General features: G+C 54.1%; 21 protein-coding genes. 12 read left to right on the top strand and 9 right to left on the bottom strand.

Translation table 11 applies throughout. The features are described from left to right. Nucleotides 1–150 precede the first annotated feature (150 nt). The 4 genes from FY046_RS10555 (at nt 151) to FY046_RS10540 (ending at nt 2711) form a co-directional block, all read left to right on the top strand. Nucleotides 151–594, top strand: a complete 444-nt coding sequence (locus tag FY046_RS10555) for a PTS sugar transporter subunit IIA (protein WP_133843704.1) — start codon at nt 151–153, stop codon at nt 592–594. Between the two features lie 83 nt (nt 595–677). Next, nucleotides 678–977 (top strand): PTS sugar transporter subunit IIB, encoded by a 300-nt coding sequence (locus FY046_RS10550; protein ID WP_133843702.1) that lies wholly within the window; start codon nt 678–680, stop codon nt 975–977. Between the two features lie 113 nt (nt 978–1090). Next, nucleotides 1091–2392, top strand: coding sequence for a PTS sugar transporter subunit IIC (locus FY046_RS10545; RefSeq protein WP_340139005.1), 1302 nt, complete (start codon nt 1091–1093; stop codon nt 2390–2392). Between the two features lie 16 nt (nt 2393–2408). After that, nucleotides 2409–2711, top strand: coding sequence for a hypothetical protein (locus tag FY046_RS10540; RefSeq protein ID WP_133843698.1), 303 nt, complete (start codon nt 2409–2411; stop codon nt 2709–2711). Between the two features lie 137 nt (nt 2712–2848). Here the strand turns inward: FY046_RS10540 and FY046_RS10535 are convergent, their stop codons facing one another. Continuing rightward, a complete protein-coding gene (locus tag FY046_RS10535) occupies nt 2849–5035 on the bottom strand; it encodes a TonB-dependent siderophore receptor (RefSeq protein WP_133843696.1) in 2187 nt (728 codons plus the stop codon). A 455-nt stretch (nt 5036–5490) separates the two neighbouring features. Here FY046_RS10535 and FY046_RS10530 point away from each other — a divergent pair, with 455 nt between their 5' ends. Genes FY046_RS10530 through FY046_RS10510 form a run of 5 tightly spaced genes read left to right on the top strand, consistent with a single transcriptional unit; the run spans nt 5491 to nt 10294 of the window. Further along, nucleotides 5491–6336, top strand: a complete 846-nt coding sequence (locus FY046_RS10530) for an ABC transporter ATP-binding protein (RefSeq protein WP_133843694.1) — start codon at nt 5491–5493, stop codon at nt 6334–6336. Further along, nucleotides 6333–7358, top strand: a complete 1026-nt coding sequence (locus FY046_RS10525) for a FecCD family ABC transporter permease (protein ID WP_446186026.1) — start codon at nt 6333–6335, stop codon at nt 7356–7358. Before FY046_RS10530 ends, FY046_RS10525 begins: the two co-directional genes overlap by 4 nt. Continuing rightward, complete coding sequence (locus FY046_RS10520; protein WP_167863882.1) at nt 7355–8407, top strand: FecCD family ABC transporter permease; 1053 nt, start codon at nt 7355–7357, stop codon at nt 8405–8407. The genes FY046_RS10525 and FY046_RS10520 overlap by 4 nt, the downstream gene beginning before the upstream one ends. A 40-nt stretch (nt 8408–8447) precedes the next feature. Beyond that, nucleotides 8448–9404 (top strand): ABC transporter substrate-binding protein, encoded by a 957-nt coding sequence (locus tag FY046_RS10515; RefSeq protein WP_159337379.1) that lies wholly within the window; start codon nt 8448–8450, stop codon nt 9402–9404. Further along, the gene (locus FY046_RS10510) at nt 9401–10294 is read left to right on the top strand and encodes a MurR/RpiR family transcriptional regulator (RefSeq protein WP_133843687.1); all 894 of its coding nucleotides are present in this window, start codon (nt 9401–9403) and stop codon (nt 10292–10294) included. Before FY046_RS10515 ends, FY046_RS10510 begins: the two co-directional genes overlap by 4 nt. 319 nt (nt 10295–10613) lie before the next feature. Here FY046_RS10510 and FY046_RS10505 read toward each other — a convergent pair whose 3' ends face one another. Continuing rightward, nucleotides 10614–12056 (bottom strand): 6-phospho-beta-glucosidase, encoded by a 1443-nt coding sequence (locus FY046_RS10505; RefSeq protein ID WP_133843686.1) that lies wholly within the window; start codon nt 12054–12056, stop codon nt 10614–10616. Between the two features lie 92 nt (nt 12057–12148). Then, entirely contained in the window at nt 12149–13576 is a 1428-nt protein-coding gene (locus tag FY046_RS10500; protein ID WP_167863880.1) for a glycoside hydrolase family 1 protein, read from the bottom strand. A gap of 54 nt (nt 13577–13630) precedes the next feature. On the opposite strand from FY046_RS10500, the gene FY046_RS10495 reads away from it, so the two are divergent. Next, nucleotides 13631–14140, top strand: a complete 510-nt coding sequence (locus FY046_RS10495; protein ID WP_446186025.1) for a hypothetical protein — start codon at nt 13631–13633, stop codon at nt 14138–14140. A gap of 24 nt (nt 14141–14164) precedes the next feature. On the opposite strand, the gene FY046_RS10490 is transcribed toward FY046_RS10495, so the two are convergent. Genes FY046_RS10490 through FY046_RS10480 form a run of 3 tightly spaced genes read right to left on the bottom strand, consistent with a single transcriptional unit; the run spans nt 14165 to nt 16130 of the window. Continuing rightward, a complete protein-coding gene (locus FY046_RS10490) occupies nt 14165–14488 on the bottom strand; it encodes a PTS lactose/cellobiose transporter subunit IIA (protein WP_133843684.1) in 324 nt (107 codons plus the stop codon). A 2-nt stretch (nt 14489–14490) separates the two neighbouring features. Continuing rightward, entirely contained in the window at nt 14491–15810 is a 1320-nt protein-coding gene (locus FY046_RS10485; RefSeq protein ID WP_133843683.1) for a PTS sugar transporter subunit IIC, read from the bottom strand. Next, nucleotides 15807–16130: a PTS sugar transporter subunit IIB gene (locus FY046_RS10480; protein WP_133843682.1), complete on the bottom strand. Its 324-nt coding sequence runs from the start codon at nt 16128–16130 to the stop codon at nt 15807–15809. The genes FY046_RS10485 and FY046_RS10480 overlap by 4 nt, the downstream gene beginning before the upstream one ends. Before the next feature lie 336 nt (nt 16131–16466). Between FY046_RS10480 and FY046_RS10475 the strand changes: the two genes are divergently transcribed. Continuing rightward, on the top strand, nt 16467–17492 hold the full coding sequence (locus FY046_RS10475) for a LacI family DNA-binding transcriptional regulator (RefSeq protein ID WP_159337380.1): 1026 nt from the start codon (nt 16467–16469) through the stop codon (nt 17490–17492). Between the two features lie 237 nt (nt 17493–17729). Continuing rightward, the gene (gene wzz(fepE) / locus FY046_RS10470; RefSeq protein ID WP_167863878.1) at nt 17730–18857 is read left to right on the top strand and encodes an LPS O-antigen length regulator Wzz(fepE); all 1128 of its coding nucleotides are present in this window, start codon (nt 17730–17732) and stop codon (nt 18855–18857) included. 65 nt (nt 18858–18922) lie between these two features. Here wzz(fepE) and FY046_RS10465 read toward each other — a convergent pair whose 3' ends face one another. Genes FY046_RS10465 through FY046_RS10455 form a run of 3 tightly spaced genes read right to left on the bottom strand, consistent with a single transcriptional unit; the run spans nt 18923 to nt 21358 of the window. Next, on the bottom strand, nt 18923–20218 hold the full coding sequence (locus FY046_RS10465) for a cytosine permease (RefSeq protein WP_133843679.1): 1296 nt from the start codon (nt 20216–20218) through the stop codon (nt 18923–18925). 19 nt (nt 20219–20237) lie between these two features. Continuing rightward, on the bottom strand, nt 20238–20927 hold the full coding sequence (locus FY046_RS10460) for a helix-turn-helix transcriptional regulator (RefSeq protein WP_133843678.1): 690 nt from the start codon (nt 20925–20927) through the stop codon (nt 20238–20240). A 20-nt stretch (nt 20928–20947) separates the two neighbouring features. After that, the gene (locus tag FY046_RS10455; RefSeq protein ID WP_167863877.1) at nt 20948–21358 is read right to left on the bottom strand and encodes a GNAT family N-acetyltransferase; all 411 of its coding nucleotides are present in this window, start codon (nt 21356–21358) and stop codon (nt 20948–20950) included. Between the last annotated feature and the right edge of the window lie 479 nt (nt 21359–21837).

Raw genomic sequence — 21837 nt, 5'->3', positions numbered from 1 at the left:
TGTAATTAACCAGGGCGAAGCTATGGTTATTAATCTAATTAACTGATGTTTAATAATTTATTATTAAATAAGTCATATTGATCACGTTTTTATCATTCTGCGGAAAGTATAGTGAATTAACTTGCTGAATAATGAACAGGGCGACGATGTATGTTAACCGACTGGATTAATGACAGTAACCTGAAACTGTTAACGCATACGGATAACTGGCGTAAAGCCGTTGAGATTGCATTGCAACCGATGATCGATAATGGTGCAGTACAACCCCGATACCTTAATGCTATTTATGATATGCATGAACAGATTGGTCCCTATTATGTTCTGGGTGAAGGTATTGCGATGCCCCACGCCCGGCCAGAGGAAGGGGTGAATCATACGGCACTCTCCTTATTAATTATTTCTGAGGGTGTGAACTTTGGCAGTGAAGATAATGATCCGGTGTATGTGATATTTGCACTGGCCGCTATCGATAGCCACTCGCATATTGAAATGATCGCCAGCCTGTCGCAGCTTTTTTGCCAGGACGGCGTGGTCGAACAGTTAAGGCAGGCACGGGATAAGTCAGCGGTACTGAACATTCTGCAGCAGTTCTGAACCGCCGTCAGGGCTGGGATGCCCGTCATCATACCCGCAGTCAGAGGTCGCGGACTTACAGACACTTAATTAAGGTATGCCTGATGAAAAAGTTATCTATTCTGGCCGTATGCGGTGCCGGGCTGGGCAGTAGTTTTGCCTGTGAAATGAGTATTGAAGCGGCACTGAAAGATCTGGGTGTGGATGCCGACTTATCTCACTGTGATATTTCCAGCGCGACCTCATCGCGTGCAGATATTATCATGACCGGTGAAAATTTCCGTTCGCAGTTCCAGCATTACACCATCAATTCCACCATTATTTATCTTAAGCGTCTGGTGGATAAGAACGAAATAAAACTAAAACTAGAGCCGATCCTTAAAGAGAAAGGCTATCTTATCTAATTTTTTTTAAAAATCCGATTAAATCCAAAATGGTTTACGTCGCCTTCGGCACCTTAAATCATAAATAATATCTACCCAAAATAATTCGAGCCAACACATCTGTAGTTTGAAGTATGAAGGGTATATGTGAAAGTAAACAGGGGAGTTCTATGTCTTTCCTTACCTTTATTGTCCATGATGTTCTGGGGCAGGCGTCTATCCTGATCTCTTTAATTGCCATGATTGGCCTGATTGCTTTGCGAAAAAGCCCGGGCCAGGTGATCACCGGAACATTAAAAACGTTACTGGGTTTCTTAGTGCTGCTGTCGGGTGCCAGTATTATTGTTGCCACATTAACCTTCCTCGGCGATATCTTCCAGAAAGGCTTTAATATGCGCGGTGTGGTGACCGATGTGGGTTCCATCGCCGGTATCGCCCAGCAAACCCTCGGGCGTGAAACAGCCCTGATTATGGTGGTCGCCTTTGTCGTCAATATTCTGATCGCCCGTCTGACGCGCTACAAATATATCTTCCTCACCGGGCAGGCATCGCTGTGGATGGCGACCGTCTGCTCGGTGATTGGTTATATGGGCGGGCTGCGCGGCGTGGAGCTGATCCTGCTTGGCGGGGGCATTGCCGGGGTGATGGCGGTATTGATGCCCGCGATTGCCCAGCCGATTGTGCGTAAGATCACCGGCGGTGATGATATTGCCCTCGGCCACTTCTGTACTATCGGCTATATGGTGCAGGCGGGTGTGGCAAAAGTGACCGGCGATGTCAGCAAAAGCACTGAAGATGTGGAGCTGCCGCAGGCGCTGTCCTTCCTGCAAGACACCTATCTGTCGATGATGGTGGTGATGATCCCGATCTACTTGATTCCGGCGATTGCTGCAGGCCCGGAAGTGGTGGCCGCCTCCTCTAATGGTGTGAACTATCTGGTCTATGCCTTCCTGCAATCTATCCAGTTTGTTGTCGGTGTGTATGTGCTGCTGGCGGGTGTACGCCTGCTGCTGGCAGAAATTGTTCCGGCGTTTCGCGGTATTGCGCTGCGCATCGTGCCGGATGCGGTTCCGGCACTCGACTGCCCGGTGCTGTTCCCTTATGCGCCTAACGCGGTGATCATCGGTTTTATCTCGACCACCATTGGTGCGGTGATCGGCATGTTCCTGTTCCCGTGGGTTGGGCTGGCGATGATCCTGCCGGGAATGCTGACCAACTTCTTTGCCGGGGGCACCGCCGGGATCTTTGCTAACGCCGTGGGTGGACGGCGCGGTGCGGTGATTGGTGGCGTGTTCCATGGGCTGTTTATCACGCTGCTGCCCGCGCTGTTACTGCCGCTGCTCGGCCAGTATGGCTTCCAGAACGTGACCTTTAGCGACTCGGATGTGATCGGCGTCGGACTGGTATTCGGCCATATCCTTAACTTCTTCCATTAATGAATCAGGAGGTTTTATGGACGCAATTGAGAAGATCTTACAGCAGGAACTGCCGGCTAAAGCCTGTGCTGACGCGCTGAATGAGCTGGGTAAGCAGTTTATGGCGCAGCAGGACAGCGACAGTGCCATCCAGTGCTGGGAGCAGAGCATGGCCCGCTACGGGAAACCGGGTTTTGCCCAGGCCCAGCTGATGAAGGCCTGGAATGCGAAGCGTCGCGCCTGTTCACTGGCGGGTGACGGCAAGGGCGTGGAGCTTTACTCAGAGAAAATCGACGGGTTGATGCAGCAGAGTAAGGATGCGATCCGCTACGGTTTTTGAACACGGACCATAAAAGGACCGGGCATGCCCGGTCGCTACGGTTGTGGTGCGGTTTTGCCGCGCGGGGCATTGTGGTCCCGATTTTCGTAGGGGTCAGGCATGCCTGACCCGTATTTCAACTGACCCAAATTTGACTATCAGAAATCCATCTTCACGGTGAACTGCACTTCACGCGGATCGCCAATCTGGTTGGACAGATTGTTGGTGGCGATCGACGAGGTATAGTACGTCTTATCGAACAGGTTCTTCACGTTTACCTGCAAGGTCACCGGGTTCTGCGTTTTGATCTTATAAGACGCGAATGCATCCGCTACCGCGTAGCCCTGTAACGAGTAATCCTCGCCATTGTCACCGGAACGACGGCTCACCGCATGACCGCCGCCGCCAACGGTCAGCGTATTGCCGCCAATCACGTTGTGGAAGTCATAGGTCAGGAACAGTGAACCGGTGTGACGCGGCACGTTAGGCAACATCTTGCCCTGATAATCCGGGTCTTCCATCACCTTGGCATCGGTATAACCGTAGCTGGCAATGACGTTGACGTTCTGCGTCAGCGCACCCGCCACATCCACTTCTACCCCACGCGAACGCACTTTCCCGGCGGTTTTCGCCACGCTCTCGCCGTTAACCGTATCGGTATACAGCACGTGGCTCTTATCGATATTGAACATTGTCACGTTAGCGGTCACACCGCTGAACAGGTCAAACTTGGCACCCACTTCATAGGCGGTCGCGGTTTCCGGCGGCAGCTCACCGATGTAGCTGGCAATCGAATACTGCGGCATAAACGAACGCGAAACGTTACCGAAGAACGAGATATTCGGTGTGGCTTTATACACCAGACCAAATTTCGGCACCCACGCGCTGTCGCGGCTGTCAGTATTGACGTTGAACGGGCGGCCTTTACCGGCATATTCGGTAAAGGTGGTGTAGCGCATGGCGCTGACCGCAATCCACTTATCGGTCAGGTAGAGCGAGTCCTGCACGTAGCCGGAGTAACTGACCTGCTGGATGCGCTGGTCGCTGTCGGCGGCCGATACCGTGGTGCATTTCCCGGTAGTGCCGTAGGACGGGGTGTAAATATTGAAATCTTTCACGTTCTTACAGCGGATCATATCGGTGCGCAGCAGATCGTAGTTCTCATACGACAGCCCGGTCAGGATCTCATTATAGAAACCGCCGATGACCACGTCGCCCTGGAGATCGAAACGTGCGGAGTGCTGGCGCTGGGTCGATCCCTGGGTGGCATCGACACGACGCGTCAGGTTGCCGGTGGCGGAATCATAGGCCATCACGCGCGCCTGATTATCGCTGTATTTGTCCTGGCTGAAGCTGTAATCGAACTTCGCCGTCCACTGATTATTGATGCGGTACTCGGTATTCAACTGGGCCAGATCCGACTCACCGTCGGTAATGTTATAGGCTTCATCGAAACGGGTTTCGCGATTCACATCCACCGCATGGCCGGTATCCAAATCGAAAATGGTGCCGCGGTCGAACGGGGTGCTGTAGTTACGGTGTGAGTAAGCAACGGTCACTGTGGCATCATCGCCAAACCAGGTCAGAGACGGGGCAATAAAGCTGCTGCGTTCTTTGCCGAAATTACGCCAGTAATCTTCATGCTGATAAGAACCGATCAGGCGGTAAGCAAGATTGGTGCCTTCAATCGGGCCGGTAACATCTACGCTGCCGGTGCCGCCGCCAAAGCTGGTGGAGGTGGCCTGAATCGAGCCACCGAAGGTTTTTTCCGGGCGTTTAGTTATCACATTGATCAGGCCGCCGGGATCGAGAATACCGTACAGCGTTGATGCCGGGCCTTTCAGCACTTCAACGCGATCGGTCGCAGCGTTAAAGCTGCGCGGCAGCACGGTTTTCAGGCCGTTGGTCATCACCGAACCATCACGGTTGCTACCAAAACCACGGCGTACAAACGCGTCCTGAGTGCCGCCGAGGGTGTTGGTCTGAACCACGTTACTGACGTTGTTCAGCACTTCATCCAGCGTGGTAGCGTGCTGATCCTCAATCACCCGGTCGCTGACGGTGTTCACCACCTGCGGAATATCCAGCAGCGGGGTATTGGTCAGCGTGGCGGTGGAAGAGTTCAGCGGCTGATAGCCGGAGGTCATTGGCTGGTCTGCATCGGATACTTTCGCTTCGACCGTCAGCGTGCCGCTATCATTGCTGCTGTCGGCATCGCTTTTGTTCACGTTGCTGGCTGGCGTGACTGCTGCCATCGCTACCGGCGTTGTCAGCACCCCGATAAAGAGCATTGAAAACAGTACGCGCCCTTTTTTCCCCAGAAAAGAAGGTGATAATTCAGTCATTTATTGTATTTTCCGCAAGCTTTCTCATTCCCTGTTGAATGAGAAAAGGTGTGTTGTCTTCATTGCCCGATGGGTTGCGTCACGCGCAGTCCTATCCGTTAAACCCGGTGTTCATGGCTCGGATATGTAATTGAGAATCATTCAAACACGCCGTTATGTAGTAGTAAATGTAAAAAACATCAAAAAAACAGACAGGCTGATTACCGCTGAATTATCACATTCGCATTGCGGGTATTATTTTTTAATATTTTGATAAATAGGTTAAATAATTTCATATCCAGCATCTTTTTATGGCTTTTATAACCGGGTATCGCTCTGTCAGTAAGCTGTCTATTATTTCTTGACTACTACAGGCATTCTACGCATGATCGAGAAAACGAATGAGATTTATTTTTATTTAAGGCGTACGCGCGCGCTGGCCCGGTTGCCACGCCGTTGCGGTGCAGGAGCGGTAGATGCCACAGCGGGTGGAAAAGACAGCAGGCGCACTCCCGGCGTCCGCAGAACAGGGTATTGTCCTCGACAAACTCTCTGCCGGTTATGGCAAAAAAATCATTGTTGACGGTGTCAGCCTGACCATCGAACACGGCAAAATGACCGTACTGGTCGGCGCGAACGGTTCCGGTAAATCCACATTGCTGACCACCATTGCCCGTATGCTGGCGCCTCTCGACGGCTGCGTGCGGCTCGACGGTAAAATCATCCACGATCAGCCCACCAAAGCGGTGGCACGCCAGCTGGGCATGTTGCCGCAATCGCCGCTGTTACCGGATGGATTAACCGTATTTGAACTGGTGTCACGCGGGCGCTATCCCTGGCAAAACTTTATGCGTCAGTGGTCAACGGAAGATGAAGAAGCGGTGCACGATGCCCTGCGGATGACCGGCACGCTGGAGTTTGCCCATCTGCCTGTCGACAGTCTGTCCGGCGGCCAGCGCCAGCGCTGCTGGATTGCGATGGCGCTGGCACAGCAAACCGCCACTATCCTGCTGGACGAACCCACCACGTTCCTCGATTTGCGTTATCAGGTCGATATTCTCGAACTGCTGCATGATCTGACGCGACTGCATGGCCGTACCGTTGTCGTCGTGCTGCACGACCTGAACTTTGCCGTGAACTATGCCGATACAGTGGTATTCCTGCGACAGGGGCGCCTGGAGGGTGTGATCCGCGAAGGAGAGCACTGTACACCCGCGTTGATCAAAACGGTGTTTGATGTCGACGTTCAGATGTCGGTAAACCCGCTGACCGGAAAACCCTTCTTTATGCCGTTCCGGGCGCCCGGTGACCGCACCGGATGAGTGATTTTGCTGCGGTGGTACGCCGTCGTCGCGCCCGTTCGGGCGTGGCACTGATCATCCTGCTGGTGGCCCTGCTGGGCTGCGCGCTGATCCACCTCGGTCTGGGGGCGCGTTATATCGGCCCCGGTACGATATTACAGGCGCTGCTGGAATTTAACCCACGTAACTTTGACCATAAGGTGATCGTGGATCTGCGGTTGCTGCGACTGGTTGCTGCACTGATGACCGGTGCGGTGCTGGGCGTGGCCGGAATGCTGCTCCAGGCGGTGATCCGCAACCCGCTGGGCGAACCCCATATCCTCGGGCTGAATGCCGGGGCGGCACTGGCAGTCGTCATTGCGTCCGCGCTGGGCAGTCAGTGGGGCGGGCTGCTGTTGGGTCGCCCGCTGATTGCGGCTGGGGGCGCTGCCGCGTTGTTTGCGCTGGTGATGCTGCTGGCATCCGCCGGGCGTACCGGTCTGACGCCACTGAAGGTGACCCTCTGTGGCGTGGCGGTCTCCTCTTTTGCCTCGTCAGTCACGGCGGCTATCCTGATCCTCGATGAACAAACGCTGATGGAAATACGCACCTGGCTGGCGGGCGATCTTGCCGGGCTAAGCTGGGCGGTGACGCGCGCTGCTGCGCTGCCGGGTGCGGTAGGGATGGTTCTGGCACTGTGGATTGCCCCGCGTCTGAATGTGCTGGCACTGGGCGATGTGATTGCCAGCGGGCTGGGGGTGAATATTGCCCGTACCCGGCTACTGGGGCTGATCGCCACCGCGCTGCTGTGCGGTGCGGCGGTGTCGGTGGCAGGACCCATTGGCTTTATTGGTCTGGTGGTGCCGCATATCGTGCGGCGACTGATCACCGATGATATTCGCCTGGCAATCCCGCTGTCGGCCTTGTGCGGCGCACTGTTGTTGCTGCTGGCGGATATTGCCGCCCGCACGCTGATTGCCCCTCAGGAACTGGCGACGGGCGTGATGACGGCGCTGGTCGGTGCGCCGGTATTTATCTTTATCGCGTCGAGATTTTTTAAATGAAAATGTCGCTTCAACGGGTGGGCTATCGGCGCTGGCAGTGGGGTGCCTTTAGCCTGCTGCTGCGCCCGCGTGCACTGGCCTGCGCTGCGCTGTTGGCGTTGCTGGCGCTGGCGCTGGTGATTTTTGGCGTTACCCAGGGATCGCTGCCCGTCCCTGCATCGGCCATTGGCCGGGCACTGTTCTACCCGCAACCGTTGCCGTCACAGCAGGACTACATTGTCTGGGATATTCGTCTGCCGCGCCTGCTGATGGCCGCCCTGAGTGGAGCGATGCTGGGGATGGCGGGCGCTGCGATGCAATCAATTACCCGTAACGGGCTGGCCGATCCGGGGTTGATCGGGGTGAAAGAAGGCACCAGCGCGGTGGTGTTGACGCTGATCCTGTTGTTCCCATCGCTCGGTCTGCTGTGGCGGCCGCTGGCGGGGATGGCGGGCGGGCTGCTGGTGGCATTGCTGGTGGTGGCACTGGCGCGGGATTTCTCGCGTCCCCGTTTTATTCTGATCGGCATCGGCGTTTCCTGGGCATTCTCGGCTGGGATAGGGGTATTTATGACCACCGCCGACGTGCGCGATGTGCAGACGGCGCTGGTGTGGATGGCGGGCAGCCTGCATGCCGCGACCTGGTCACTGCTGGCCGTTGCCGCCTGCTGGGCGCTGCCGGGCGCGCTGATCCTGTTTCTTACTGCCCGTGCCTCTGATGTGGCGCTGCTCGGTAATCAGGCGGCCAGCGGTCTGGGCGTGCGGCTACAGCATCTGGCGTTGATCCGCTTTGCCGCGCCAGTCCTGCTGACGGCGGCCAGCGTCTCGTGCGTGGGCAGCTTGGGGTTTGTCGGGCTGATCGCCCCGCATATGGCACGTTTTCTGCTGCGCGGCGGGCAGGTTGCGCTGCTCAGCGGCAGCGCGCTGATTGGGGCGTTGCTGGTGCTGGTCACGGACACCATCGGGCGGCTGGCCTTTGCCCCGTTGCAAATTCCGGCGGGCATTGTTATTGCCCTGGTGGGCGGGCCGTTTTTCCTGCTGTTGCTCTGGCGCCGTCGTGATGCGCTGTAATCCGGACGAGGCGTGCCTCGCCCCTACTAAAGGAACTGCTATGCGTTTTCTCTTTTCTCTGCTGCTGCTAATCGGGGCTACCGCTGCTGCTGCGGTGCCCACGCAGTCGTTTACCGACGATCTGGGTCGCACGGTGGTAGTGCCGCTGCATCCGAAACGTATCGTCTCGCTACATGATCTGGATATCACCATTCCCCTGATTGAACTGGGTGTACCGCCTGTGGCCAGCCACGGACGCACGCGCCCGGACGGCAGCCATTTTTTGCGTTCAAGCGGTCTGCTCACCGGGGTGGATTTCGATAACTCGTCCATTCAGTTTATTGGCACTGCCGATATGGATATTGAAGCGATTGCTGCGGCCAAACCGGATCTGATCATCACCGAGCCTGCCCGTAATGTGGCGGTTGAACAGCTGGAGAAAATTGCCCCGACGGTCAGTATTGACCACCTTAAAGGGGGCGCTCCGCGTATCTACAGCAAGCTGGCGCAACTGACGGGCAGCCAGGCACAGCTCGCGATTCTGGAACGCCGCTACCAGGAGCAGATCAAACAGCTTAAACACGTGGTGGATACGCAGCACATTACCGTATCGGTATTACAGGCCAACAATGGCAAGCTAACCGTGCATCACAGCTACCATTCGCTTGGGCGGGTGCTTCGCGATGCCGGTTTTCGTTTTCCTCCGTTGGTGGACGCGATCCCTGAGGGAGGAAGAGTCGATGTCAGCGCAGAAAGACTCCCTGAATTGGATGCAGATTATATTTTTGATACCTGGCGGGCTGATACCGGAGGTAAACCTGCTGATGAGATCGCCGATATGAATCGGGTCATGCCGGGATTCTGTGATTTCTTACGCGCCTGTCGCGAAGGGCATTACATTTTATTGTCACGCGACGAAGTGATCTCGAACTCTTATGCCTCGCTGGGGCTGCTGGTGGCACAGGTGCAATCGCATCTTTCCGGGCGCACGCTGCCGGAAAAAGCGGGGCAGCCATGAGTTTGTCTACCGGGCGCAGGCGTGTGGATCTGTACGGCGAGCGTTTTCGCGCACGTGCGCATCAACTCTCCCCACGGTTATATGCGGTGGCCAGCTATATCAACGAGCACCGTCATGTGGTGCTGGAGAATACGGCGATGGAGATCGCCGCTGCGACGCAGAGTTCAGATGCGACGGTAATCCGGGCCATGCAGGCGCTGGGTTTCGCCGGGTTACGTGATTTAAAGCTGACTATCGAGCGTTTCCTGGGGCCAGGGATCAACTCAGCGGAGAAGATGAATACCACGGTCAGCGCGCTGTCCTGCGATATTAATGCCAGCATTGATTTTGTGGTGGAAGGGCATCAGCGTGCTTGTGAAGCGCTAAGTGAACCGCAGAATCGTCGGGCGATGGCACAAGCCGTCGCTCTGCTGGCCGAGGCGCGACAGGTGGCGATTTTTGGGATTGGGGCTTCCGGAATTCTGGCTGACTACACGGCGCGATTATTAACGCGTATCGGTACGCCTGCGTATGCGCTGAATCGCACCGGAATTTTGCTGGCTGAACAGTTGTTAGATCTCCAACGCGGCGATGTACTGATCATGATGGGGCAGAAATCGGCGCATCGCGAAGGGCTCACCACGCTGGCCGAAGCGCGACGGCTGGGGATCCCTGCCATCTTACTGACCAATGCGCCGGACTCCCGTTTTAGCCGGGAAGCGCATACGGTGATCACCGTGCCGCGCGGTGGGGAAAACGGCAAAGTCCCTCTGCACGGTTCCGTCCTGCTATGCCTGGAGATGCTGGTCATGTCGCTGGCGTCTACTGCCCCGCAGAAAACCATGAAGTCGATGAAGCGCATTCAGGATCTGCATCGGTCGATTGGTAAATCGGGGGGGAAGAAGGGCTGATTTATCGCTGATAAACCGTCATTCGGCCTATCAGGGCTATCCGAAACGCGGACACGCCGTAAACCCATCCCTGGGGGCTCGTGTTCGCGCATCCCTGCGCTCAACGGTCCGCTAACCCGGATAGCCCCGATTGCCATTTAGCACGGTGTTGCTGTGACTTTTTTCAACAGCGACGATGTTGTCAGACAGGGACCACAAAGGGACAGGTTAGCCGGGCCTCCGCCGCATGGATGCGGCGGCTGGAGCCTCCAGGGATGGATTTACGGCGTCCCGGCGTTCTGCCCTTTGTGGTCCTGTGACACCACATCACCGCAACACGTTACAGATCCGCACCGTTGCTGGCGATCACCTGCTTATACCAGTCGAAGCTTTTCTTCTTCGAACGTGCCATGGTGCCGGTACCGTCATCGTTTTTATCCACATGGATAAAGCCATAACGTTTGTTGTACTGGCCGGTGGTGAATGACACGCAGTCGAGGCAGCCCCATGGGGTGTAACCCATCAGATCAACGCCATCTTCCAGTACCGCAATTTTCATCTGCTCAATATGTGCCTGCAAATAAGCAATACGGTAGTCATCGTTGATCTGACCATCGGCTTCAACGGTATCGTAGGCACCAAAGCCGTTCTCAACGATAAACATCGGCTTCTGATAGCGTTCCCAGAAGGCGTTCAGCGTGTAGCGCAGGCCGACCGGGTCAATCTGCCAGCCCCAATCGGAGGCTTTTACATGCGGGTTCGGACGGCTGCCCGGGAAACCTTCAATATGACGACCGTCGTCGCTGTCCTTCGCAGAGAACTGCACCGCATTACTCATGTAGTAACTGAAGCCCAGATAGTCAGCACAGCCATCACGCAGCGCCTGCTCATCGCCCGGCTGCATCTCAATCTGGTAACCCTTACGCTCCCACTCTTTCAGAATGTACGATGGGTAGTAACCGCGCAGGTGCACATCACCGAACAGATAGCGCTCACGCATCGATTCCTGCGCGAACATCACATCATCCGGGTGGCATGACCACGGGTAGAGCGGCACAATCGCCAGCATGCAGCCGATCTGCAAGTTCGGGTTGATCTCGTGACCCAGTTTTACCACCTGCGCACTGGCAACAAACTGGTGATGCAGAACCTGATACATCGCCTGCTCGGGTTTTTCGTGGTCGTTAAAAATCACCCCGGAGTTACAGTAACCGAACAGCGGATAACGCCAGTTACGCTGGTTATTGATCTCATTAAAGGTCATCCAGTATTTCACTTTGTGCTGATAGCGCTTCAGTACCACTTCGCTGTAACGCACAAAGAAATCCACCACTTTACGGTTCAGCCAGCCGCCGTACTCTTTCACCAGATGCTCTGGCATCTCGAAGTGGGAGAGGGTGATCACCGGTTCAATATTGTATTTCAGCAGTTCATCAAACAGGTCGTCGTAGAACTGTAAGCCCGCTTCGTTTGGCTCCAGCTCGTCGCCTTTCGGGAAAATGCGCGTCCAGGCAATCGAGGTACGGAAGCATTTAAAGCCCATCTCGGCAAACAGCGCGATATCTTCTTTGTAGCGATGGTAGAAATCCACCGCCAGGTGATTCGGATAGTGATGCGCCGGGTCAATGCCATCGGTGATCACGCGGTCCACACCGTGCGCGCCGCCGGATAAGACATCGACAATACTTGGACCTTTACCGCCCTGGTCCCAACCGCCTTCAACCTGGTGTGCCGCAACCGCGCCGCCCCATAAAAAATCTTTTGGTAATTGCTGCTCTGACATAATCCATCCTTTCTGGTGAGATTAACAACGTCTTAATAATGTGGGCGAGGCGTGCCTCGCCCCTACAAATCCCCAACGATTGATGCCGGGATTTAATACTCGATATCTTTGTTTAACTTCGCCCCGTTGGTCTGGATTACGCGCTGATACCAGCTGAAGCTTTTCTTGCGGTAGCGGGCCAGATCCTTCAGATCGTGCTCATCACGGTTGACGTAGATAAAGCCGTAACGCTTGCTGATCCCCTGATGTGTACTGACCAGATCGATAGCCGACCACGGGCAGTAACCGAAGACGTCGACACCATCGCTGATCGCTAACTGGAGCTGCTCAAGATGGTCACTGAGGTAAGCAATACGGTAATCGTCATACACTTTATTCCCGGCGGCCAGCTCGTCAAAGGCACCAAGACCATTCTCAGTGACAATCAGCGGCAGCTGGTAACGATCGTAGATCTCGCGGGCAGTGATGCGGAAGCCAACCGGGTCAACATACCAGTTAAACTGATTTTTCTTCAGATGCGGGTTATTGGTGCCAACGTAAACGCTTTTATCGATACCGGCCATCTGCTGGTCAACTTTCTGGTTGCCTTCCCCTTCATCGCTCAACTCGGCGGCAACGGTCGCGGAGGCATAATAGTTGAAGGCGATAAAGTCAGGTTTCGCCTGCTTCAGCAACGCCATCTCGGCATCGGTAATCGTTGGCAGCCAGCCTTTCTCCTGCATAAAGCGCCAGGCAATGGTGTTGTAACGGCCATAACAGGCGAGGTCGAGGTACAGCCAGTTGCGAATAGAGGTGAAGTTATTCGCCGCCAGCACGTCTTCGGGCTTGGAACTGGCCGGGTAGACGCAGGAGATATTCGGTGCCGGGCCGATTTTTGCCGCAGGCAACATCTCGTGGCAGGCGATCATCGCCCGCGCCTGCGCCAGCATCATATGGTGGTTCTGTTGATACAGGGTTTTGTGCGGGTCCGGTGTGCCGGCGGGCAGCGTACCAATGACATCCCCTTTGAGGATCATCATGTTCTGCTCGTTTATGGTCAGCCAGTATTTCACCCGATCGCCGTACAACTCAAAGCAGGTGCGGGCAAAGTGCTCAAACGCCGCGATGGTGGCGGGATCGGACCAGCCACCTTTCTCCTGTAACGCCCAGGGCAGATCGAAATGGTACAGCGTGACCAGCGGCTCAATCCCTTTGTCGGTGAGTGCGGTGATCAGCTTCTGATAGAACTCAACGCCTTTGGCATTGATCTCACCGGTTCCCTGCGGGAACAGGCGGCTCCAGGAAATAGAAAGACGGTAGGTTTTCAGGCCCAGTTCAGCGAACAGTGCCACATCTTCGGCAAAGCGGTGGTAGTGATCGCTGGTCACAGTGAAGTCTGTCAGGCGCGGATCGAAACGGGCTTTATCAATGACCGAGGGTCCTTTACCGTCCTGGTTCGACGCCCCCTCTACCTGATAGGCCGAGGTGGAAGCTCCCCATAAAAAACCGTCAGGGAAGGGCGATAGCTTGCGGTATTGCATCCTGTTCTCCTTGCGTTTTTGACGGGTCAGGCATGCCTGACCCCTACGAAATACGTGCAGGGCGAGGCATGCCTGACCCCTACGAAATACGTGCAGGGCGAGGCATGCCTGACCCCTACGAAATACGTGCAGGGCGAGGCATGCCTGACTCCTGCGAAATACGTGCAGGGCGAGGCATGCATGATCCCTGCGAAATACGTGCAGGGCGAGGCATGCATGACCCCTGCGAAATACGTGCAGGGTGAGGCATGCCTGACCCCTACGAAATACGTGCAGGGCGAGGCATGCCTGACTCCTGCGAAATACGTGCAGGGCGAGGCATGCATGACCCCTGCGAAATACGTGCAGGGCGAGGCATGCCTGACCCCTACGAAATACGTGCAGGGCGAGGCATGCCTGACTCCTGCGAAATACGTGCAGGGCGAGGCATGCCTGACCCCTACGAAATACGTGCAGGGCGAGGCATGCATGACCCCTGCGAAATACGTGCAGGGCGAGGCATGCATGACCCCTGCGAAATACGTGCAGGGTGAGGCATGCATGATCCCTGCGAAATACGTGTAGGGGCGAGGCATGCCTCGCCCAAGATTATTTGGCCTGTTTCAACGCCTGCACTTCACGATGCAGGATGATGATCTCTTCCGCTAGCTCACGGCACAGCATGGCGTTCATCAGGTGATCCTGCGCATGGACCAGAATCAGGTTCACCGGCACCTTGCCGACCCCTTCATCAGCACCAATCAGCGCCGTCTGGATCTTATGCGCGGCTCTGGCAGCGGCTGTCGCGGCCGTCAGCTGTGCGTCCGCTTCCTGCCAGTCATAAGTCCGTGCTGCACGCAGCGCCTGCATTGAGCAGGAGCGGGCTTCGCCGGCGTGAATGATGAGTTCCATTACGGTGGTTTCCATATCCATGATCAGTTCTCCACGGCTTTCAGTTCAGTATCCGACGGGGTTGGCTTCTCCTGCTTCAACAGCTCGCGCTCATACATTTTGAAGAAGGGATAGTAAATCAGCGTTGATACCACAATCAGCACGCCCACCAGAATCACGGCGCGGAAGTCCCAGCCCGTTGACCAGGCGGCACCAATCGGGCCGGGTGTGGTCCAGGGGGCCAGCGAAACCACGTGGTTCACCAGGTCAGTACGCGTGGCCACCCAGGCAATAATGGCATTGACCAGCGGTGCGGTAATAAACGGGATAAACAGCAGCGGGTTCATCACCACCGGGGAACCGAAGATAATCGGCTCATTGATATTGAACATACTCGGCACCAGACCCAGCTTGCCGATGGAGCGCAGGTGTGCCGAACGGCTCCGCAGATAGAGGAACACCAGGCCCATGGTGGAACCGGAACCGCCCACCACGATAAAGAACTGCCAGAATGGCTCAATAAAGATTTGCGTGATCGGCTGGCCTGCGTTTAATTCCTGCTGGTTAATGCCGAGGTTGGTCAGCCAGAAGGCCTGCAAAATCCCACCGACGATCACCGCACCGTGGATACCGGCAAACCACAACAGATGGCACAGCAGCACGGCAATCAGTACCGCTGGCAGTGAGTCAGACGCGGAGATAATGGGTTTGAAGATCGCCATAATCGCCTGCGGCAGCAGCATACCGAACTGATCCTGTACCAGCAGACTGAGGGGGAACAGTGTCAGGAAGATGGCAAGGATCGGGATCAGCAGATCGAACGACTGGCGAATTTTCGGCGGAACCTGCTCTGGCAGCTTAAAGCCGATATGGTGTTTTTGCAGGAAGTGCATCAGCTCAGTGGAGTAGAGGCTGACGATAATCGCCGTAAAGATCCCTTCTCCCCCCAGCGAACCCACAGGAAGTGCGCCATTGCCCTGCGGCGCGGCGACCAGCAGAAACGACATTAGCGACAGACAGGCGGCCATAAAACCGTTCATCTTATAGCTGATGGCGAGGTTATAGGAGATGGCGGCGGCGATATAGACCGCCATAATGCCCATCGTCATATTGTAGGGCATCATGATTTGCGCTGAATGACGCTCCACCATGCCCAGCCACCACTGAGCAAAAGCCCACTGGCTGTCGGCACCGAACGGTGGATGAGCGAACAACAGCATGAACGAACCCACAATCAGGAACGGCATCGACGAGATAAAGCCATCTTTGATCGCCACCACGTGGCGCTGGCTGGAGAGCCTGGCCGCGATCGGGCTGATGCGATTCTCGATCACGCCGAACAGGGACTCGCTGAAGCGACTCATTTGGCGGCCCCGCCGTTCTGGATCATCAAGAGGGCGTCTGCGAGGATTTTTTCGCCGTTCATCATGCCGTAATCCATGGTGTTGATCACGGCGATCGGCTTGTTGAGTTCATCGGCCAGCGGCTTGAAATCCACCAGCTTGTATTTGATTTGCGGGCCGAGCAGGCAGCAGTCGTAATCGGCGATCTGCTCAACAAACTCGTCCAGCCCAACCGCATTAATCTCCACGGCAATATTTTTTTCTTTAGCGGCTTTTTCCATACGCTGCACCACCATGCTGGTGGACATACCTGCGGCACAACAGAGTAAGATTTTATTCATGGTTGTTCTCCGGTCTAGGTTTCTTTAATAGATAGCTGAAACTGACCTGTTTCTGCAACCGGTTTCATATTCAATAATTTGTTCTGTGAGCGGGATCGCATCGGTCAGAGACAAAGCAGGTGAAACAGCAAAGTTGTGCGGGTAATGGATATATCGCTAATAACGTTGCAGGCAGGTTTAAACGGTTTTTTTCCGTAGAAAGAGGCAACTGACAGGTGAGATGAAAACGTCACTAAAAGACACTAAAGCTAATAATTTCATTGTGTTATCATATTAGGTATGGGCGCACGATAAAACAGGTTATTATAACAAGCAGAACTTAGCTTTCAGGAAACCATGATGATTACCATGCTGGATGTCGCAAAAAAAGCCGGTGTTTCAAAAGCCACGGTTTCACGGGTGCTGGCAGGAAATAGTTACGTCAGTAAAACCACGCAGGATCGGGTATTTAAAGCGATTGAAGAAACTGGCTATCGGCCTAATTTGCTGGCACGTAATCTGGCGACCAATAAATCACAAAATATCGGGCTGGTGGTCACCAATACCTTATATAACGGTCCTTATTTTAGTGAGCTGTTATTCCAGGCGGCAACGTTAACCGAGCAGCATGGCCGCCAGCTGTTACTGGCCGACGGTAAGCATGATGCCCGTCAGGAGCGCCAGGCCATTGAGTTCCTGCTGGATCTGCGCTGCGATGCGATCATCATCTATCCCCGTTTCCTCAATACCGCCGAACTGGATGAGATTATTGAGCAAACCCGCAAGCCGATTATTGTGGTGAACCGCCAGCTGGAAAAACATCCTCAGCACTGCGTCTTTGCCGCCCATGAACAGAACACCCTGGACGCCGTTAATTATCTGGTTTCTCAGGGGCACCGTGATATTGCCTTTATTTCGGGATCCGACGGTTCGCCTACGGGCATCAGCCGCTTGAAAGGTTACCGTGAAGCGCTTCAGGCGCACCATATCGCCTTTAACCCGCAGCGGGTGGCACAGGGCAGCTGGTCGCTCCAGAGCGGCTATGAAGCCGGTCTGGAGCTGCTGGCGCGCGGCGCTGAGTTTACCGCGCTGGTTGCGAGTAACGATGATATGGCCATCGGTGCTGCCCGGGCGCTGTCTGCCGCGGGAAAACGCATTCCGCAGGATGTGTCTCTGCTGAGCTTCGATGATATTCCGATGGCATCGTTTTTTGTTCCACCGCTCACCACGGTTCATGTCCCCGTTGGAGAGATGATCCGGCATACGCTGGAAAAGTTGGTACTGATGCTCGATGGGCAGCCCGGTGAGCCGTTACCGGCATTTAACGGCCAGCTTATCGTGCGTGAATCAGTGGTGGCGGGGCCTTATCTGGGGCGAACCTGACGTTTCAGTTGTTGCAGAATGATTGGCCCGAAAAAAATCAGTAATTTTACTGATTTTTTTTGGCGCCCATTTGCGCTATTATTCAGAGCGATTTTATCTAAGCCAATATTGTTAAGAAAACATTGTTAAGTAACGATGATTTAATTATCGTTTTTATAAGTATTATCTTATCGCTAAATACTGCACTGGACTGTGTTGAGAATATTCCTACCTTACTGGCGCTACAGGAGTTATGCCATGAATCCCCCCAGAATAATAGACCCTGTGCGTTCTGCGCACGTCGGCGGATTGTCTCAACCGGATCATTCCGATGATGAAATAAATTTAATTGAACTACTGAGTATTCTGGTGAGAAGTAAATTCACCATTATGTTCTTTTGCGTTATTGCCATGTCAGGTGGCGTGGCGGTGAGCTACCTGTTGCCGCAGCGCTGGACCAGTTCAGCGGAGCTGATCATACCGCAAGCGACGCAGCTGCAAGGCATGGATAAGATGCTCGCCGCGCTGGAGGTGCTGGATATTCAGTCGGATATCTCGCCGGGTTCTTTGTTATCCGAATTTATGCGTAATTTTGACGCCTATAATCTGCGTGAAAAATATCTGGTCAGTACCGATTATTTTAAACAACTCTCTAAAAATAAAGCGAATACGCCGGAAATGCGTCATCGCTTAATCAATGCTATTCTGCAGGGGAATATTTCATCGCGCAGCTCTTTGCAGGATAAAGCCGCGAATCAGAAAGAATATCTTTACTACGATGTGACCTTTAGTGCTGAAAATCCGGTTGTCGCGCGTGACCTGCTGCAGGGCTATATTAACTATGTGACAACCGTGGTTGAAGATGATGTATATCATCGTCTTCGCTATCAGGTTGAAATGCGTAAAAGCCAGGCCATTGGGAAATATAATTTCGACAGCGCGCGCGCGGAAACGGCCTATCGTATCAATCTCGAACGCCTGCAATATGCCCTTGAAATCGCCAAGGCTGCCGGGTTGCAGAAACCGTCATGGAGCCATGGTTCATCCAATCAGGATGACCCGGATTTTCCGGTGACGCTGGGGGCAGATGGCCTCGATCGTAAGCTGAAAATCGTCGAGTCTCTTAAGACCCCGACCGTGCTGAATGCTGATTTGCAGAATCGTCATCTGTATATTGAAAAAATCAATGAGCTGAACATCGACAAGCTGATTTTCCAGCCATTTAAATATATGCGCGCTCCCATGGTGCCGCTTCAACGTGATGCACCAAAACGCTCGCTGATTGTCCTGTTATCTGCTCTGGCGGGCTTGATTGCGGGCTGTGGCTATGTGCTGTTAAATACAGCGATTAAGCAGCATCGTCTGACAACGGACAGGTTATCATAGCGCTTGAATGGTGTGTCCAACCGGGCAGAGGCGAAGCGTGCTCTGCCCGATTTTTTAAGGGTTTCTTAACGCGACGGAACCACCGCCCGGTCACGCAACGCCAGCGATAACACGTAATAAATCACGCACGACACCAGCAGCGAGTTAATCGTTGGCACACCCCACTCGGTCATCAGGCCAATCACACTGCCGACAAGCGTCGCGATAATCGCTATCCAGCCAATGGTTGGTGTTTCGCTGTCCCCAGGCAGTTTTCCTTCTGCACGGCTTTTATCCAGCGCGGCACGGTGTGTGCGCAGCAGCAGATAGTCAACCAGCATAATGCCGAGGATCGGAGGGAACACCACGCCCAGCACGGTGAGGAAGTCAACGAAGCGGTCAAGGATACCCAGCACCGAGAGCAGGGTGCCCAGCACGCCAATCACCAGCGTGGTATTCCGGTATTGTAACTTTTTACCGGAGATACCTTCGACGGCGTTAATCACCCCGAGAGAAGAGGAGTAGAGGTTTAAATCGTTCACGCGCAGTGTGGAAAGAATCACCACCAGTAACCCGACGCCGCCGGCTACCTGCGACATAATCGTCACGACATCGGCCGTTTGCAGCGTGCGGGCAATCATAATGGCCAACCCGTTCACGATAAACTCTCCGGCAATAATCGTCAGCAGAGTCACGCCGGCCACATGCCTGGATGAGCGTGAATAACGGGTCAGATCCGGCGTCATCAGGCTGGCAACAATCGCCCCGCCAACCACCATGGTGATGGCCGCGCTGATGGTCAGCGGGCTACCGGTGGGCGGCAGGTCAATAATTTGCTGAAGAGTGTGGCCGGACAACGTCTGGAAGGAGATAAACGCCACCAGACAAATAAACAGCGGCACGGCGATACGGGCGGTTACGCGCAGCGCTTTAAACCCGAAGGTTACCAGCACGGTCAGCAGCAGGCCGGAAAGACTGGCGGCCAGCGGGAACCCCAGGGCGCCACCGAGGGCAAAATTCAACGACTTGGCGAAGATGGCATTTTGAATGCCAAACCAGCCGAGAAGGCTGACGGCGACGACCAGACCAATCAACACCGAACCGATGCGACCAAAACCGCACCAGCGCGCCAGTAAGCTCCCGGATATGCCTTCTTTCATCCCGGCATAGCCCAGCCCGAAGGTCACGATGCCAAAGATCACGCTGCCGGCCAGAATGGCCAGGAAAGCGGAGGCCAGACTCATCGAATCCCCCAGTACCGCCCCCAGCATAAATTGGTCGAGTGCGGTAAGCATACCCATATGGACCACGGCAACGCTTAAAAATGAGACGCGCTTATTTTCAGGTACGCGACTTAACGGGTAGTCTTCAATACGAATCACGGAGTTTCCTTAGCAAAAATTAAATAAACTGGATGCCCTTTTCAATCAGACGGTCCGGTATAAAATTGTCCAACCCTGCGTGGCGGCAATACTCTTCGAACTGGCTCAGGGTATGCACCCCCGCTTTTTGATAGATGTTATAAATCCGGTTCTCTACGGTGCGATGGCTGAGATTATAAATCCGCGCTATTTCTTTCGTAGATAAGCGTTGCAGCATCAAAAAAAGCGTATCCAGTTCGGAACGGGTAAACACATCGTTATCGACTTCGGTTGTCAGCACCCCGGGTTTTTGCTGAGTGATATATTTCAGCGGTGACATGGTGTTGAGCAGTTTAGCGTTCCATGCAATACCGATAAAATCCCCATTTTCTCCATACAGTGGGATTTTTTCACAGACATAGGGCGTTAAGGTTTTCTGCCCATACCAGTAGTGAGTTTCGATCACGGCAACCCGTCCGTTACACGCCTGAGTGCGACGATCGTGCTCAATAAGCTCGTCTTCACATTCGGCCCATGCGGCAGGAAAATCACTGTCGAATCGGCCTTCAATCGCAAAGTTTTTCGGCGTATTGGTATATAAGTACGCCGCTTTATTCATATACAGGTGTTCTGAATCGGGGGCCTTGATACCCCAGGGTTCGGATAAGTGTTCCATCATGGCAATCAGAGCATTGAGGCTTGATCGTGGTTTATCTTCCGGTGATTCCATTTTTCCCCCTGAGGTGTATTTCAGATCTTCTTAGCCAGATAGTGGCGCGTATGCAAATGTGCATAATCGCCGAGTTCGCCATAAGCGGAGTAGCCTAACTTCTCGTAAAATCCGACGGCCTGGAAATTGAACGTATCAACATAGGCCATATGACAGCCGCGTTGTTTTGCTTCTTGTTCTGCTGCCAGCATCAGGTCACGCCCCACACCTTTACCCCGGCAGGCATCGCTGACCCACAAATACTGCACTTCCAACCCCCCCCACCAGGTTCTTGCGACAAGGCCTGCAAAGATTTGCTGGTTTTCGTCGCGTAACGTAAGAAAAAGGGGGTGGATATCAACGGGGGTTATTTTTGCATTGTGCTGCCACAGGCTGTTGATAACAAACGCTTCATCAGCATTTTCGGGCGTATCAGTTACAGTGATTTTCATTAGCCTCATGCTCTCATTATTCGAATAACAATTAATAAGATAACTTGTATATTAACCACGCGTAATTATCATTTATTCCCAGGTATTTCAAGAGTGTTTTTCCCCCTATCCCGGAATGATAAAAATGCCTAAAGTATGAGTCATGGGCGGCGATGTGAATCAGACGATACTAATATCCTGCTGTCCTTCCAGTTTGGCAAGGCAAAATTTCGGCCTCACCAGGGAAATTTCTACATGCAGTCCTTTTTCAGCGACCCTGTCTGCGGCGGATGAGAAAGTGAATAAATAAAGAAGTCTGAAGATGACGCCGGATGTCACTTTAGTAAATCTTTTTAAAATGATGTCGTTTCAGTAAAAGGCTGCTGCTAAAGCGGCCTTTTTTACTTGTTTCCTCACAGATTGATAACGCCCCCGTAACCCCACCCGCAAGATAACGCTATATAGTTGTAAAGATCCTCGCCAATTCTGCCGTTAATGAT

This window comes from Erwinia sp. 1181_3, from assembly GCF_052824965.1.
Note: the sequence above shows the minus strand (reverse complement) of the source record. Positions and strands in the feature narration are given on the sequence as shown.